General features: G+C 62.8%; 13 protein-coding genes. 11 read left to right on the top strand and 2 right to left on the bottom strand.

Annotated elements, in window-relative coordinates; translation table 11 throughout:
* Positions 1 to 9 precede the first annotated feature (9 nt).
* The 5 genes from HWY05_RS07055 to HWY05_RS07075 are packed head-to-tail and all read left to right on the top strand — an operon-like array spanning position 10 to position 7,208.
* Positions 10 to 1,446, top strand: a complete 1,437-nt coding sequence (locus tag HWY05_RS07055; RefSeq protein WP_176057885.1) for a TldD/PmbA family protein — start codon at positions 10 to 12, stop codon at positions 1,444 to 1,446.
* Positions 1,446 to 2,807 carry a TldD/PmbA family protein gene (locus tag HWY05_RS07060; RefSeq protein ID WP_051980549.1) on the top strand — a complete coding sequence of 454 codons (1,362 nt, stop codon included), beginning with the start codon at positions 1,446 to 1,448 and terminating at the stop codon, positions 2,805 to 2,807. The genes HWY05_RS07055 and HWY05_RS07060 overlap by 1 nt, the downstream gene beginning before the upstream one ends.
* Positions 2,808 to 2,850: 43 nt before the next feature.
* Positions 2,851 to 3,420, top strand: a complete 570-nt coding sequence (locus tag HWY05_RS07065) for a GNAT family N-acetyltransferase (RefSeq protein WP_347880800.1) — start codon at positions 2,851 to 2,853, stop codon at positions 3,418 to 3,420.
* Complete coding sequence (locus HWY05_RS07070) at positions 3,417 to 3,986, top strand: GNAT family N-acetyltransferase (RefSeq protein WP_176057887.1); 570 nt, start codon at positions 3,417 to 3,419, stop codon at positions 3,984 to 3,986. The genes HWY05_RS07065 and HWY05_RS07070 overlap by 4 nt, the downstream gene beginning before the upstream one ends.
* 12 nt (positions 3,987 to 3,998) lie before the next feature.
* Positions 3,999 to 7,208 carry a multidrug efflux RND transporter permease subunit gene (locus tag HWY05_RS07075; protein ID WP_176057888.1) on the top strand — a complete coding sequence of 1,070 codons (3,210 nt, stop codon included), beginning with the start codon at positions 3,999 to 4,001 and terminating at the stop codon, positions 7,206 to 7,208.
* Between the two features lie 122 nt (positions 7,209 to 7,330).
* Here the strand turns inward: HWY05_RS07075 and HWY05_RS07080 are convergent, their stop codons facing one another.
* On the bottom strand, positions 7,331 to 7,696 hold the full coding sequence (locus HWY05_RS07080) for a DUF4148 domain-containing protein (RefSeq protein ID WP_051980548.1): 366 nt from the start codon (positions 7,694 to 7,696) through the stop codon (positions 7,331 to 7,333).
* A gap of 383 nt (positions 7,697 to 8,079) precedes the next feature.
* Between HWY05_RS07080 and HWY05_RS07085 the strand changes: the two genes are divergently transcribed.
* The 5 genes from HWY05_RS07085 (at position 8,080) to HWY05_RS07105 (ending at position 13,028) form a co-directional block, all read left to right on the top strand.
* Positions 8,080 to 8,757, top strand: coding sequence for a response regulator transcription factor (locus HWY05_RS07085; RefSeq protein WP_035551424.1), 678 nt, complete (start codon positions 8,080 to 8,082; stop codon positions 8,755 to 8,757).
* Between the two features lie 13 nt (positions 8,758 to 8,770).
* Complete coding sequence (locus HWY05_RS07090) at positions 8,771 to 10,168, top strand: HAMP domain-containing sensor histidine kinase (RefSeq protein ID WP_051980547.1); 1,398 nt, start codon at positions 8,771 to 8,773, stop codon at positions 10,166 to 10,168.
* Positions 10,169 to 10,203: 35 nt separating this feature from the next.
* Complete coding sequence (locus HWY05_RS07095) at positions 10,204 to 10,923, top strand: response regulator transcription factor (RefSeq protein WP_176057889.1); 720 nt, start codon at positions 10,204 to 10,206, stop codon at positions 10,921 to 10,923.
* Between the two features lie 567 nt (positions 10,924 to 11,490).
* Positions 11,491 to 11,898, top strand: coding sequence for a hypothetical protein (locus HWY05_RS07100; protein WP_176057890.1), 408 nt, complete (start codon positions 11,491 to 11,493; stop codon positions 11,896 to 11,898).
* A gap of 32 nt (positions 11,899 to 11,930) precedes the next feature.
* Positions 11,931 to 13,028 (top strand): porin, encoded by a 1,098-nt coding sequence (locus tag HWY05_RS07105; protein WP_176058420.1) that lies wholly within the window; start codon positions 11,931 to 11,933, stop codon positions 13,026 to 13,028.
* Positions 13,029 to 13,352: 324 nt separating this feature from the next.
* Here HWY05_RS07105 and HWY05_RS07110 read toward each other — a convergent pair whose 3' ends face one another.
* A complete protein-coding gene (locus HWY05_RS07110; RefSeq protein WP_176057891.1) occupies positions 13,353 to 13,631 on the bottom strand; it encodes a DUF4148 domain-containing protein in 279 nt (92 codons plus the stop codon).
* A 326-nt stretch (positions 13,632 to 13,957) separates the two neighbouring features.
* Between HWY05_RS07110 and HWY05_RS07115 the strand changes: the two genes are divergently transcribed.
* Complete coding sequence (locus HWY05_RS07115) at positions 13,958 to 15,136, top strand: porin (RefSeq protein WP_035551415.1); 1,179 nt, start codon at positions 13,958 to 13,960, stop codon at positions 15,134 to 15,136.
* Positions 15,137 to 15,193 lie beyond the last annotated feature (57 nt).

The following is a 15,193-nucleotide window of genomic DNA, read 5'->3' on the forward strand; positions in this document are numbered from 1 at the left end:
GACACGTGAATGATTGACGAACGTTGGGCGCAAGCCGCCCGTACGCTGACAAGCCGCGCGGCGTTCTGGTCGCTGCGCATTGTGGACGAGCAGATCGACGATCACGAGATCCGCAACGACATTGCGCAGCCGTTGCGCACCGTGCGCGATCGCGGCGCCATGTTGATTGCGTGGGTGGGCGCGGGTTCGGGCTATGCGGCCACCGCGAATCTCACGGCGGCGGGCCTGCAGGCGGCGCTCGATATCGCCACCGCGCGCGCGGAGGCGAGCGCGGCGTTGTCGCTGATCGATCATCGCGAGGTGGCGCGTCCCACCGCGAGCGGCCACTACGTGTCGCCGAATGCGCAACGCGCGTTGCCGAGTCGTGCCGAATGGCTCGACATGCTGGCCGCCGAATGCGCGAGCGCCAATCTCGATGCGAAGATCGTCGAGCGTGTGGCGGGCGTGCAGATCACGCATACCGACCAGCTCTACATGACCGGCGACGGCGTGCGGATCGACCAGCAATTCCGCTTCGTGATGCCGCAACTGAGTGTGGCCGCGCATGCGAACGGCGACACGCAGGTGCGCACGCTCGGCGGCAATTACGGCACGCTCGGGCAGGGCGGCATTGAAGTGCTCGCGCGCTTCGGTTTCGAAGGGTCCGGCGTGCGCGTCGCCAATGAAGCGCTGCAATTGCTGGCCGCCCCGAACTGCCCGTCGGGCAAACGTGACCTGCTGCTAATGCCCGATCAGATGATGCTGCAGATTCACGAGTCGATCGGTCATCCGCTCGAACTCGACCGCATTCTCGGCGACGAACGCAATTTCGCGGGCTGGAGTTTCGTCAAGCAGGACATGTTCGGTTCTTACCGCTACGGCTCGGAACTGCTGAACGTGACCTTCGACCCCGAGTTGCGTGAGGAAGCCGCCTCGTATGCGTTCGACGACGACGGCACCGTTGCCGACAAGCAGTTCCTGATTCGCAACGGCGTACTCGAACGGCCGCTGGGCGGCGCGCTGTCGCAGCAACGCGCGCGCATGTCCGGCGTGGCGAACTCGCGGGCGTCGAACTGGAACCGTCCGCCGATCGACCGTATGGCGAACCTGAACATCGAACCCGGCGAGAGTTCGCTGGAGCAGATGATCGGCAATATCGAACACGGCATTCTGATGCGCACCAACACGTCCTGGTCGATCGACGACCATCGCAACAAATTCCAGTTCGGCTGCGAATTCGGCCAGTTGATCGAGAACGGCAAGCTCACGCAGGTGGTCAAGCAGCCGAATTATCGCGGCATCTCGGCGAATTTCTGGCGCAGTCTGGGCGCGGTCGGCAATACCGGCACGCGCGAGGTGTATGGCACGTCGATGTGCGGCAAAGGCGAACCGGCGCAGATCATTCGCGTGGGGCATGCCTCACCGGCTTGCGTGTTTAGCGATATCGACGTGTTCGGAGGCGCCTGATGAACCAGTTCATTGCTTCGCGCGCCACGACGTCGGTCGACTGGCAGTCGCATTTCACGTCGCTGGCGGACGCGATCGAGCGCCTGCAGCAAGACGGCGAAACCACGCTCAGTTCGTTTGCCGGTGAACAGTCCGACTTTATCCGCTTCAACACGGGCAAAGTGCGGCAGACCGGCAGCGTGTCGCAAGGCAAGCTGACCTTGCGCCTGATCGACGGCGCGCGTCAGGCGTATTCCACGCTGACCGTGTGCGGCGATCTGCAACAGGATCTCGACGAAGTGAGCGCCGCGCTCGCCACGTTGCGCGAAGGCTTGCGCGATGCCGCAGACGATCCGCATCTGCTGTTCGATACCTCGAAATGGTCGCGCGCCACGCAACGCTCCGGCAAATTGCCGGAACCGGACGGCTTGTTGCGCACTGTCGCGCAAGCGGCGGAAGGCCTCGATTTCGTGGGTTTTTACGCGGGCGGCACGATCGTGCGCGGCTTCGCATCCACGAGCGGCAGCCGCGGCTGGTACGAAGTCGACAACTTCAACTTTAGCTGGTCGCTGTACGACCCGAGCGGCCGCGCGATCAAAACGAGTTATGCCGGCGACGACTGGAGCGACGCCGTGTTCAACCGCAAGGTGGAGCAGGCCGCCGCGCGTCTCGAAGTGCTTGCGCGCACACCGCGCGCTTTGGAGCCGGGCCGTTACCGCGCGTGGATCGCACCCGCCGCGCTCGCCGAATTGCTCGGCGTCGCGTCGTGGAGCGGTTTTTCCGCACGCGCGCAGGCGAGTTCGCGCAGCGAGCTGTACAAACTGCATGTGGGAGAAATCGTAGTCGACCCGCGCGTTTCGATCAGCGAAGATCTGAGTCTCGGCATTACGCCCAGCTTCAACGACGACGGCTATCTGCGCGACAGCGTCCCGCTGATCGAAGCCGGCCATAGCGCCGAACGTTTGACCAACGCACGCAGCGCGCGCGAATACGGTTTAACGCCGAACGGCGCGTTGGCGAGCGAGTCGCCGGTCGCGCTGTCCATGAAAGCGGGCGACCTGCCGGAAGAAGACGTGCTGGCGAAACTCGGCACCGGCCTCTATATCGGCAATCTCTGGTACGTGAATTTCTCGGACCGGATGAATTGCCGCCTGACCGGCATGACGCGTTTCGCGACCTTCTGGGTGGAAAACGGCGAGATCGTCGCACCGCTCGAAGCCATGCGTTTCGACGACAGTCTGTACCGGCTGCTCGGCAGCGAACTCGAACAACTCGGCGCGCAGGCCGAACTGCTATTGAGCGACTCGACGTGGGGCGAGCGCGCGACGGGCGGCATGCAACTGCCCGGCATTCTGGTGAGGTCCTTCGAATTGACGTTATAGGCCTATGGATCAACACTCAAAAACAAAATCAGATTCTGAGAGCTTGCCCGAGGGACTGACGCTGCGCGCGTTGCGTCCCACCGATTCGGAGCAATACCACGCCTTGCTGCAGTTGCCGGCGGTGGTCGACGGCAACCCGCACGTACCGTTCGAGTCGCTCGCGCAGACGCGCGAGTCGATCAGCAAAATCGATCCCACTACGATTGCCATGGTGGCCACGGTCGGCGACACGCTGGTCGGGTCGGCGCAACTGTCGCCCATGAAAGGGCGCCGCGCGCATGTCGGCTCGTTCAGCCTTTGCGTGCACGACGCCTGGCACGGGCGCGGCATCGGCCGCCGCCTGATGGTCGAACTGCTCGATCTTGCCGACAACTGGCTCGGCCTGCGCCGTCTCGAACTGAACGTGTTTGCCGATAACCGTGCGGCGCTGGCGCTGTATCACAAGTTCGGCTTCGAGATCGAAGCGCGTCAGCGTGGTGTGGTTCTGCGGCGCGGCGTGTTGATCGACAGTCTCATCATGGCGCGTTTTCAGGAACCCGCGCCGCTGATGTCCGGCCCGGCTGCGTCTGCTTTGAAAGCGGACGCGACGCACAGCAACGGAGCGAAGCCATGACAAACGACACGTTGCAGAGCGAGGCCACGGCGCTCGACAATCGCATCGCGATCAAAGCCTGCGAGCCGTCCGACATGGAAGCGTTCACCGCGATCATGAGCCAGCCCGGCGTACGGCGCGGTACATTGCAGCTCGGCTATCGCAGCGTCGAGCAGATCACCGCGTGGCACGAGCGGCGCCTCGGCAAGGGCGTGACGGTCGGCGCATGGCTGGACGGGCAACTGGTCGGCCACGCCGGGCTGAGTGTCTACCCGCGCGCGCGCGCGCACGGCGCGGAGCTCGGGATCTGCGTGCACGACGCGTATCATGGGCGGGGCGTCGGCACGGCGCTGGTGCGGGCGCTGGTCGACAGCGCCGACGGCGCGCTCGGGTTGCGTCGCATCGAACTCACGGTGTACGCGGACAACGCCCCGGCCATCGCGCTGTATCGCAAGTTCGGCTTTGTCGAAGAAGGCCGTTCGCGCGGCTATGCGCTGCGCGATGGCGTGCTGGCCGATGTGCTGCATATGGCGCGCCTCGCCGAGGCGCCCGCTTTCGCGCCTGTCACGCCAATCACGCCTCCCTGAAAGGACTAACGCGTGCCTTTCTTCTTTATCGACCGTCCGGTGTTTGCGTGGATCGTCGCGCTTGCCATTGTCGTGGCAGGCGCGCTCGCGATTCCGCAACTGCCGGTGGCGCAGTATCCGCGTCTGGCGCCGCCGCGCATCGTCATTTCCGCGAGCTATCCGGGCGCGTCGACCGAGGTGGTGGATGGGAACGTCGGCAGCATCATCGAGGAGAGTCTCGATGGCGCGGACAACATGCTGTACTACGAGACCACGAGCGACAACCTCGGCAACCTCGAAATCGACGCGACCTTCTCGCCCGGCACCAATCCGGACCTGGCGCTGGTCGACATCCAGAACCGGCTCAAGCAGGTCGAGCCGCGTTTGCCGCAGCAGGTCGTGCAGCAGGGCATCAGCGTCTTCAAGGCGGCCAATACATTCCTGATGCTGGTCGCGCTCACGTCCACGGACGGCACGCGCGACTCGGTGCAATTGAGCGACTATCTGAGCCGCTACGTGCTGCGCGAACTGAAGCGCGCGCCGGGCGTGGGCGCGGCCGAACTGTGGGACGCCGACGAAGCGCTGCGCGTGTGGGTCGATCCGATGAAACTGCGCGAGTACGGCATCGGCCCGACCGAGGTGAACGCCGCGATCAGCGCGCAGAACGCCACCGTCACGGCGGGCGCGATCGGTGACGCGCCGTTCGTGCCGGGGCAGCAGCTAACAGCCTCGGTGAGCGTCAAAGGGCAACTGATCTCGCCTGAGGAATTCGGCCAGATCGTCATCAAGGCGCGGCCCGACGGTTCGGCGGTGCGTCTGCGCGACGTCGCGCGGGTCGAACTCGGGCGCGACAATTACACGTTCTATTCGCGACTGAACGGCAGGGCATCGGCCACGGTCGGCATTCAACTGGGACCGCGCGGTAACGCGCTCGAAACCTCGAATGCGATTCGCGCGCGGCTCGCGGAATTGTCGAAGGGCTTGCCGAGCGGCGTCGCTGTCGAAATTCCGTTCGACAACGCGCACTTCGTGCAGATCGCCATTCATGAAGTGCTCGTCACGCTCGCGGAAGCCGTGGTGCTGGTGTTCTTCGTGATGTGGCTGTTTCTGCGCGATCTGCGCTACACGCTGGTGCCGACCGTGGTGATTCCGGTCACGCTGATGGGCGCGTTTCTCGCCATGTACGCGTGCGGCCTGTCGATCAACGTCTTCACGATGTTCGGCCTCGTGCTCGCGATCGGCATTCTCGTCGACGATGCGATCGTGGTGGTGGAGAGCGTGCATCGCGTGATGGAAGAGGAGGGCCTGCCGCCGCGCGAGGCGACCCGCAAGGCGATGTCGCAGATCGGCGGCGCGATTATCGGCGTGACCGCGGTGCTGACCGCGGTGTTCGTGCCGATGGCGTTCTTTCCGGGCGGCGTCGGCGGTATTTACCGGCAGTTCGCGGTGGCGATGATCGCGTCGATGCTGGTGTCGTCGTTCATGGCGTTGTCGTTGACGCCCGCGTTGTGCGCGAACTTGCTGAAGGCACACACGAAGTCGGTGCACCAGCGCGAGGCGCGGCGTGGCCTGCTCGGCTTCGCGGCGCGCGCGGCAAGCCGTTTCACCGCTGGTTTCGATCGCGCCGCGAGCGGCTATCGCGGGCTGACCGCGCGCATGCTGCGCCGGATCGGGCCGATGCTGGCCGTGTATGTCGTGCTGGTCGGCGTGTGCGGCGCGCTGTATTGGCACATGCCCGGCGGCTTTTTACCGAGCGAGGACGAAGGTCAGTTGCAGGTCATGGTGCAATTGCCCGCGGGCGCCACGCAGGAGCGTACGTTGGCCGTGGTGAAGCGTATGGAAGCGATTCTCCATGCCGAGCCGGCAATTGCGAACGTCACCAGTGTGATCGGCTGGAGCTTTGCCGGCAGTGGGCAGAACGTGGCCATGGGCTTCGTCGAGCTCAAGGACTGGGACAAGCGCGACACCGACGCGCTGGTGTTGCGCGACCGTCTCAACGAAAAGTTCGACAAGATTCTGGACGGCGACGTCGAAGCGCAATTGCCGCCCGCGGTGCCGGGCATCGGCCATTCGGACGGCTTCGTGTTCCGGCTCGAGGATCGCGGTGGGGTGGGGCTCGACGCGCTGAAGGCCGCGCGCGAGCAACTGTTCGCGCAGGCCAAGGCGAGTCCGATGCTGGCCTCGGTGCATTCGGAAGATCTGCCCGACGCGCCGCGCGTCGAGCTCATCATCGACCGGGCCAAAGCGTACGCGCTCGGCGTGCAGTTCGAACGCCTCTCCGACGTGCTGGGCAGCACCTTCGGCTCCACCTATATCGACGACTTTCCAGCCGGCGGCCGGATGCGGCGCGTGGTGATTTCCGCCGACGCCGCCACCCGCATGACCGAAGACGATCTGCTCGCGCTCGCCGTGCCGAACACGACGGGTGGCATGGTGCCGTTGTCGGCGATCGCAACCCGCCACTGGACCATCGGCCCGGTGATGCTGACGCGTTATAACGGCTACCCGTCACTTGACGTGAGCGGCCACGCGGCGCCCGGCTATAGCTCCGGCGCGGCAATGGCGGAGATGGAGCGGCTGGCCGGGTCGTTGCCGGTCGGCGTCAGCTACGACTGGGTCGACGCGGCGCGCGAGGAAACCGCGGCCGCGAAGCTCACGCCGATGCTGATCGGCCTGTCGCTGATGGCGGTGTTCATGGCGCTTGCCGCGCTGTACGAAAGCTGGACGATTCCGCTCGCGGTGCTGATGGTCGTGCCGCTCGGCGTGATCGGCGCGGTCAGCGCGGTGCTGTTGCGCGGCATGCCCAATGACGTGTACTTCAAGGTCGGCATGATCACCGTGATCGGCCTGGCGGCGAAGAACGCGATTCTGATCGTGCAGTTCGCGCGCGATCTGTATCAGAGCGGCATGCCGTTGTCGCGGGCCGTGACCGAAGCCGCGGGCGCACGCTTCCGGCCGATCGTGATGACGTCCGCGGCGTTTCTGCTCGGTGTCGTGCCGCTGGTGTTGTCGAGCGGTGCGGGGGCGGAGAGCCGCCGGTCGATCGGCACCGGCGTGTTCGGCGGCGTGCTGGCGGCCACGGTGTTCGGGCTGGTGTTCGCGCCGGTCGCGTTCCATGCGATCGCGTCGCTCACGCACGGCAAAAAGCGGCTGGCAGCGCTGCATCGCAAGCGCGACGAAAGGCGTGCGCAGCGAGCACGTTCGGGTGAGAACGAACGCGCGCAGTTCACGAACGGGCGTTGACGGAGACGTTGCGGGCTCAACCAGTTCGCAACGTCTCGTGTAGCTCGTGATGCTCGTGTAGCTTCAGGCCTTTCGCCAGGCGTTCCATGCGTTGAACCACACGGCGTCGCGTCATGCGACGCTCAGCCCGCCGGCTGATTCGCCACCGCCTGCGCCGCTGCGGGCGTCGCCGTGCCAACCGGCGACTGCGTTGCGCTGGCCGACACATGCGGCGCGGCCGGCATGCAGTCCGCGCGATATTCGGCTTGCAGCTTCTGCTGGGCGGCTTCGAGGTCGCTCGGATAGTCGTCGTCGTCGTTGCTGGGGCTGTAGCCTACCGCTTCGAGTTCGCCCAGCTCGTTCATCAATTGCTTGTGCGTCACTTCGCTTTTTAGCTGGGTGAACGGATAATCGTTGCATTGCTGCTGCGTGAGTCCGGGCGCGGCCATGGCCGATGCGCTGCCGATCAGCAACAGGGAGGCGAGCAGGGTCTTCGTTGCGAGTTTCATTTTTTACCATCCACGAGAAGGATCGAGTCGGACCGCCAGTACGATCGGCGGGATGGCTGTAGGCTAGTGGAGGCGGTATACCGAAGCGGCGTCGGCAAAATGAAATATGTTTTATCGAGGCGCGCGGCGGGTTTCAACCGCGTTTAAGCGCCTTTGGCGTTCTTGCGGCCAAACTTAAATATTTCTTCATGAAGCGGATATTCATCCGCCATGCGACCCCGCGTAGCCTGCTGGGATGCACTCGCGGCTAGCGTCGGCAGCCGCCGAAGCGCACGCCCGTGCACTGAATGCGCAAGCCGAATATGGCATCATGTCCTCCTACTGATAACCGGTCGCGCCCGCCGCTTGCATCGGTAGAGCTGGCTGCGGCGCATGCATTGATCATGTCGCGAGTACTCACGATCGAAGATGACGAAATTACCGCGAATGAAATTGTCGGTGAGTTGAAAAGCCGCGGCTTCACCGTGGACTGGGTGGCCAACGGCCGCGACGGCATGGCGCGCGCGATCAGCGAAGACTACGACGTGATCACGCTCGACCGCATGCTGCCCGGCGTGGACGGTCTGACGATTCTCACCACCATGCGCAGCATCGGCATTCAAACGCCGGTGCTGATGCTGAGCGCGCTGGGCGACGTCGACGAAAGGGTGCGCGGTCTGCGTGCCGGCGGCGACGATTACCTGACCAAGCCGTTCGATCCCGAAGAAATGACCGCGCGCCTCGAAGTGCTGCTGCGCCGCAGTCAAACGCCGGCCGCGCAACTCGAGACTCATCTACGGGTCGGTCCGCTCGAACTCGATCTGATTTCACGCAAGGTACAGCGCGACGGCGAAGAGATCGTGCTGCTGCCCACCGAATACCGCGTGCTCGAATTCATGATGCGCCATGCCGGCCAGACCATTACGCGCACCATGCTGTTCGAGGCGGTGTGGGGCTATCACTTCGATCCGGGCACCAATCTGATCGATGTGCATATGGGCCGTCTGCGCAAAAAAATCGACCCACCTGGCGTGACGCAAATGATCCAGACTGTGCGCGGCTCGGGCTATATCCTCGCATGAACCAATCTTCCTGATGGACACAACCTTCCCCGCTCAATCTGCGCTCGGGCGGCGCTGGCATTCCACCACCTTTCGCCTGCTCTCCATTTACGCGGTCATTTTTTCATTTTCGGTGATGCTGTTACTGGGCTTCATCGGCTGGGCCGTGACCGGCGATATGGAGCGCGAAACCGATGTGGTGATGGACTGGCAACTGATCTACTTCGACTCGCTGCCGGACACCGGTATCGCCGATGCGATCCACCGGCGCATCGAGCACGAGCGCATGCACACGAATTACTACGGCCTGTTCGCTCCGGACGGTCAATTGATTGCCGGCGACGTACTGGTGTATCCGACGCAGTTGCCCACCACGCGTAAAGGCAAGACGCTCGATCTGGCGCTCTCGATGGGGCGTAACGATCAGGCGCCGGTTGTGCGCGCGATGGCCGAGCGACGCAAGGACGGTTCGACGCTCGTGATCGCGCGCGATCTCACGCATATTCTGCGGATTCGCGAGGCGGTGATCGACGCGCTGGTGAGCGGCGGGATTGTCTGTCTGCTTGCGGGCGTGGCCGGCGGCCTGGCGTTGAGCGTGCGGCAAATGCGCCGGCTCAAGGCAATTCGCCGCGTCACGCAGCGTATTGCGCAGGGCGATCTCGCGCAGCGTTTGCCGATTGGCGGGCGCGACGAAGTGGATATGCTCGCGCATCTGGTGAACCATATGCTGGCCGAAGTCGAGCGCCTGATGAACGAAGTGAAGGGCGCTTGCGATGGCATCGCGCACGATCTGCGCACGCCATTGGCGCATGTGCGGACCTTGCTCGCGCACGCGGCGGAGCACACCGGAACGCTCGATGACGCCGAATTGTCGACGCTGGTGGAGCGCGCCCGCACCGAGACTGACGCGTTGCTCGACCGCTTTCGTGCGATGTTGCGGATCTCCGAGATTGGCACCTTGCAGCGGCGCGGCGGATTTGGTGAAGTGCAACTGGAGACGTTGATCCAGGAAGTCGGCGAGCTTTACGAGCCGCTCGCGGAGAGCCGGGCGATTCAACTTTCGGTGCATGCGCAACCGGTTGAAGCGATTCATGGCGATCGTGCGTTGCTGTTCGAAGCGTTGAGCAATCTGGTGGACAACGCAATCAAGTTCACGCCCGCAGGGGGTGTGGTGCGGATGGAGCTTCGGCAGACGTCCGCGGGGCCGCAGGTGGATATTATCGATAACGGTCCGGGCATCGCCGCCGATGAGCGCGACGCGGTGTTGCAGCGATTTTATCGTGGCGAGAGTACCCGGCATCTGTCCGGATCGGGGCTTGGGTTGAGCATTGTTTCCGCGGTGATGCGGGTGCATGACTTCACGATGAAGATCGGCAATGCGGAGCCGGGCGCGAAGATTTCCATCGAATGCTGGTCGAGGACGTTGGCATGAGCTTGCGTGCTTTTCTTGTCATGACGGGGGGGTGAATGCGCGTCCTGTTTGTGGGGCCGTCGCATCCGGAAGCGGCGTGGCTTTTCAAGGCGCTGCAGGAGAGTGCGCATAGTTTGCAGCGCGCCGACGATCTGCGGGATGGGGTTTTTCTTGCGGGGCAGGAGTCGTTCGACGCGATTGTTTTGATGGTGCTGGATGGGGGCGCTTATTCTGCGCTGCTTGAGTATGTGGCGGAGTTTGCGGGTGCGGGGAGCGGGGCGGCGATTGTGGCTGTTTTGGGGGGTGCTTCTGCGCAGGATCGGACGAGGATTTTGCGGGCTGGTGCGGATGCGTGTTTCTGTCAGCCTTATTCGTTTATTGAAATGCATGAGCGGATGCAGGCTTTACAGAGGGTGGGACGCGGTGGCGGTGTTGGTGGGGGCTCGGCTTCCGGGGCTTCTATGTCTGTCGCTGGGGGTTCTTCTGTTGAAGTGCCTTCGCTCGATGCTGCGACTCGGGAACTTGTTTTTGGGGGGCGTAGGGTGGCGGTTACGCGGCGGGAGTTTCTTTTGCTCGAGTGCCTGCTGCGGCAGGTGAATGCGCCTGTTGCCAGGGATCAGTTGATTCGCTACGCGTGGCCCGAGAAGGATGATGTTGATCCTTCTAGCGTTAATCTTGTTGTGTCCAGGCTTCGGAGGAAGATTCTTGGGGTTGTGCCTGAGGTTCGGATTGAGACTGTTAGTCGGTTTGGGTATCAGGTTTCTGTTGGTGCTTGATGGGGCTTTTTGGCCTGCTCGGCGGTCTGGGTTTGGTTTCTGCTGCTTTGGCCTTTCCTTGTGTTGGTAGTGGTCTATTAGCGATCCCCCTGTGCGGGGGGGCACCTACTTTTCTTTGCCTGCCGCAAAGAAAAGTAGGCAAAAGAAAGCGGCTCACACCGCTAACTCTTAAGCGGGTTTCTCGCACAGCCACGTTAGTGGCTCATCTGGAATCCGTGTTCTCGCACATTCCGCGCCGGTGACAAAGGCGTCATTCTTCCGGCGGCGCTGCGCGCGCCGCGGCGGTCGTTCAAGCATGGCCCCTGCTAAGCGGGTCTCCCGCGCAGCCGCCGTAGTGGCTCATCTGGAATCTGTGTTCTCGCACATTCCGCGCCGGTGACAAGGTGTCATTCTTCCGGCGGCGCTACGCGCGCCGTCGCGGTCGTTCACGAAGCCGGTAGTACTTTTCGGGCCATGCCGGTCCATTCTTGCCGCTTCGCCGAGGCGAAGCCGACGGCTCCCACCACACAAAGGCGAAGCGTCCGGTTCAAGGCCGACCGTTCCGGCGAGCGCATTGCGCGAGGCGGGATGAATGACGCCTTTGTCACGAAAGCGGAGTGTGCGAGAGCACGGATTCCAGATGCACCACTCCCGGTGGTGGACCACGAAACCCACTTCAGAATTAGCGGTGTGAGCCGCTTTCTTTTGCCTACTTTTCTTTGCGGCAGGCAAAGAAAAGTAGGTGCCCCCCCGCACAGGGGGATCGCTAATAGACCACTACCAACACAAGGAAAGGCCAAAAAAAAGACCAACAAACCAAGCAAAAAACCCAAAACCAAAACCTGGCAAAACCCCATGGTCAATGATCAATTAATGAAAAACCCAACGCACAAACTGAAATTCTGTCTTGCAGCGGCACCGCTTTCCAGCATAGCTATATTCACCCCCGTGGCAGCGAAAAAACAAGCCCCCACAGCTATCAGGCATCCTATTTAAACGAAAGGTGATTCATGAATCAGAAGATGAAGCTGGCACACTTGCTCGGAGCCCTGCTATGCGCCGGCCTGGCAACCACCGCGCATGCGCAAAGCAGCGTCACGCTCTACGGCATTCTCGATACCGGTATCGACTTCGCCAGCAACGTCAACGGCAACCACCTCTATCAGATGGCCAGCGGCGTCAGCGCCGGCAGCCGCTGGGGCGTGAGAGGTAAAGAAGATCTGGGCGGCGGCCTCGACGCGATCTTCGATCTGGAAAGCGGCTTCAACTCGAGCAACGGCAACCTCGGCAGCGGCCTCGCCTTCTCCCGTAATGCCTACGTGGGTCTCGACAGCCAGACGTTCGGTACCGTCACCCTCGGCCGTCAATGGGATCCGCTCGTCGACCTGATCGAGCCGTACTCGCTCAACGACAGCTACGGCGGCTGGTACTTCTCCCACCCGAACGATATGGACAACCTCGATAACGGCTTCGCCATCAGCAATGCCGTGAAGTACACGAGTCCCACTATCGGCGGCTTCACCGGCGAAGCACTCTATTCGTTCGGCGGCCAGGCCGGCCAGTTCTCGAATAACTCCGCCTATAGCGCGGCCGCGTCGTACACGAACGGGCCGTTCTCGATCGGCGCCGGCTATCTGCGTGTCAACGACCCGGAACAGGCTGTCCAGAGCTATCAGAACGGCTCGGGCTTCACCAACGCGGTGTACGGCAACTACCTGGCCAATGCGCGCAGCCAGGGCATCTTCGCGGCCGGTGCGTCCTATCAGTTCGACAAGTTCAAGCTGATGGGCAACTTCACCAACGTCGACTTCCAGCAAGGCGATGCCGGTCAGGACGTCAAGTTCCAGAACTATGAATTCGCTGGCACTTTCGCCGCCACCAGCCAGCTCAATCTCGCGGCCGGTTACACGTACACGGATGGCCGCGATCACGCGACCAACCAGGAACCGAAGTACCAGCAGCTCAACCTGAGCGCGGAATACGAACTGTCGAAACGCACCGCCGTCTACGCACTCGCGGCATTGCAAAAAGCCAGTGGCGGCGCGGTCGCGCAAATCGCCGGCTTCGATCCATCGTCGAACGGTAAGCAGGTGGTGGGCCGCGTCGGTCTGCGTCACTCGTTCTAAAACACAAAGTACTCGCACCAAATGAAAGAGAGCGCTGCCCGAAAGGGTAGCGCTCTCTTTTTTCATGAACCAAAGTAAATGTTGCAGTAACTGGGCGGCCCGACGCAATTGTCGGCGGAGGTCGGTGTGGTGCTCGTCGCGCAGCCGGATAACAGCAGTCCAGCAGCCACGGCGGCGACGGCGAACGAAGCGGTTCGTTTGATCGCGGTGCGAAGAGTCATCGATATGGGGGTGTCAATACAGAGCGTTGCGATGGGCAGTCAAGCGAGTCCAGACGACAGCGGCCACATGGCGCGCCGTCGGCTGGGGTTCAGCAGAAGCATCTCAGTGCGCGTAAATCGTCGAATTCAGATACGCCAGTTGACCGTCCTTCTCGGCGTGCACCAGTTCGCGATAAACCTGAGCGCGAGTCTTGCCGGGCGTGGCCTGGCCGTACGGCGCGACCCACGAGCCCGTCACGTTGCCGGTGGTGCTGGTGGTGTTCGCCGCCACTTGCATGGCCGGCGCGGCGTTCTGTTGCGTCGGCGCAGTGGTCGATTGAGCGAAGGCGGAAGCCGTTGCGGTTGCACCGATGAAAGCGATGGCGAGCGTCAGATATTTCATGTTCGTAATCCTCATAAATCAGGTTGGGTGGCACCGATGCGCGAACCTCAAGGGTTTCGTGGATCGGTTGATGAGAAGGATAGTCAAGCGGCGTTAGCGGATCGGCCGTGTGTGCATGAAAAGAAATTTATCTGCTGGAGCGTCGGCGAGGCGCTGATTCATCGGTCCGTCGCGGACATGTCATGAACATAAAAAACGTTTCATGAAACGACCGGTTTTGATCACGGGTGTGTCACCGCCGCTATTTACATTGCGGCTACCCGTACGGTGTGCGGGACCAGTCCGTTCTTGCGCGGACCGGTGCCTTCTCTTACCCGGAATCAAACATGAATAAAGCATTCGCAACCACACTCGTCGCGCTGGCCAGCACCCTCGGCGCGGCGGCACACGCGCAAAGCAGCGTGACGCTCTACGGGACGCTCGACACCGGCCTCGACTACATCAGCAATCAGAAGTCGGCTAACGGCGGCAAAAGCAACTGGATGATGGAAAGCGGCAACGTGAGTACCGACCGCTGGGGCCTGCGCGGTAACGAAGATCTGGGCGGTGGCTTGAGCGCGGTCTTCGATCTCGAGAACGGCTTCAATATCGACAGCGGCAAGTTCTCCAACGGCGGCGATGAGTTCGGTCGTCAGGCGTGGGTCGGGATCGCGAGCAAGCAGTGGGGTACGGTGACGCTGGGCCGTCAATACGACTTCCTGGTCGACTTCGTGGCGCCGTTGTCGGCGACCGGTTCGGGCTTCGGCGGCAATATCGCCGACCATCCGTTCGATAACGACAACCTGAACAACGACCTGCGCATGAACAACGCGGTGAAATACCGCAGCGCGACCTACTACGGGGTCACCGTCGGCGGCGCGTACGCGTTCAGCAATGCGGCGGGCGGCTTCAGCAACAACAACGCGTACAGTCTCGGCGCGCAGTGGGCGGGCGGTCCGTTCAACCTGGCGGTCGCGTACCTGCAGATCAACCAGCCGGGCGGCGTCAACCAGCCGGCCAATACCGGCGGCGCGGTGAGCAGCAGCGACGGCGACGCGGTGTTCACCGGCGCGCGTCAGCGCGTGCTCGGCGCGGCGGGACGCTATACGTTCGGCGCGGCGACGCTTGGCCTCGTTTTCACGCGGACCATGCTCAACGACCCGCATCAGATCACGCAGGGCGGCGCGTATTCGACGCTCAACGGCGATCTGCTGACCTTCAACAACTACGAGTTGAACGCCCGCTACGCGATCACGCCGGCGTTCACGCTGGGGGGCTCGTATACGTTCACGGATGGTCACTTCAGCACGGGCGGACAGAGCTACTCGCCGAAGTGGAACCAGTTCATGCTGCAGGCCGATTACGCGCTGTCGCGCCGCACCGATCTGTATCTGGAAGGCACCTATCAGCACGTGACGGGCGCGGATGGGATCGCGGTGCTGGGTAATGCGTCGATCTATTCGCTGGCGGCTTCGTCGAGCGACCGGCAAGCGGTCGTGGCGGTGGGCGTGCGGCACCGGTTCTAAGGCGTGCCACAGGCGCGGCTCTGAAGGGGCGCGCCTGAAAGAAGAAAAAGAAACGTC

It is taken from the genome of Paraburkholderia sp. BCC1876 (genome assembly GCF_902833695.1).
Taxonomy (GTDB): domain Bacteria; phylum Pseudomonadota; class Gammaproteobacteria; order Burkholderiales; family Burkholderiaceae; genus Paraburkholderia.

Bases quoted from the DNA above. Each gene is read 5' to 3' on its own strand.
- HWY05_RS07055 (WP_176057885.1), top strand. From the start codon at position 10: ATGATTGACGAACGTTGGGCGCAAGCCGCCCGTACGCTGACAAGCCGC.
- HWY05_RS07090 (WP_051980547.1), top strand. From the start codon at position 8,771: ATGGACACAACCTTCCCCGCTCAATCTGCGCTCGGGCGGCGCTGGCAT.
- HWY05_RS07070 (WP_176057887.1), top strand. From the start codon at position 3,417: ATGACAAACGACACGTTGCAGAGCGAGGCCACGGCGCTCGACAATCGC.
- HWY05_RS07115 (WP_035551415.1), top strand. From the start codon at position 13,958: ATGAATAAAGCATTCGCAACCACACTCGTCGCGCTGGCCAGCACCCTC.
- HWY05_RS07080 (WP_051980548.1), bottom strand. From the start codon at position 7,696: ATGAAACTCGCAACGAAGACCCTGCTCGCCTCCCTGTTGCTGATCGGC.
- HWY05_RS07085 (WP_035551424.1), top strand. From the start codon at position 8,080: ATGTCGCGAGTACTCACGATCGAAGATGACGAAATTACCGCGAATGAA.
- HWY05_RS07100 (WP_176057890.1), top strand. From the start codon at position 11,491: ATGAATGACGCCTTTGTCACGAAAGCGGAGTGTGCGAGAGCACGGATT.
- HWY05_RS07060 (WP_051980549.1), top strand. From the start codon at position 1,446: ATGAACCAGTTCATTGCTTCGCGCGCCACGACGTCGGTCGACTGGCAG.
- HWY05_RS07095 (WP_176057889.1), top strand. From the start codon at position 10,204: ATGCGCGTCCTGTTTGTGGGGCCGTCGCATCCGGAAGCGGCGTGGCTT.
- HWY05_RS07110 (WP_176057891.1), bottom strand. From the start codon at position 13,631: ATGAAATATCTGACGCTCGCCATCGCTTTCATCGGTGCAACCGCAACG.